Source organism: Dellaglioa sp. CoH-57-MRSF-22 (assembly GCF_056781895.1).
This window is the reverse complement of record NZ_JBXAXT010000183.1, coordinates 1-290: the sequence shown is the minus strand read 5'-3', so window position 1 is coordinate 290 and position 290 is coordinate 1. Positions and strand designations below refer to the sequence as shown.

At 51.4% G+C, this 290-nt stretch carries 1 protein-coding gene; it reads left to right on the top strand.

The window, feature by feature from the left end; all coding sequences use genetic code 11:
• Positions 1-34: 34 nt before the first annotated feature.
• The coding region (locus AC1RPR_RS08725; RefSeq protein WP_481763558.1) for a hypothetical protein at positions 35-290 on the top strand (256 nt) is incomplete at its 3' end.

Sequence of the window (290 nt, the reverse complement as noted above, 5' to 3'; positions counted from 1 at the left end):
GATCAACAGCCGAGTTATTCAGTACTCTGAAGAATTGCCTACTGAACTCGGTGACAGAATACACGTACTACGCGAATATTTGCTACGTGAGTGGGCACCTACGGCGTTGAGTGCTAACGCGGCCACCGCTCAATTCATTGACGTGGCACAACGAACTCTTGGCACTGCCATTGACCCGGCACCCCTCGTCAAGTTCGAACGCATGATCGATCGCGCGCTCACGATAAAGATGGCGGACTTTGTGGCGAAATATGCAGGACTGCCAAAGAATAAGGCATCTGACCTCTTGA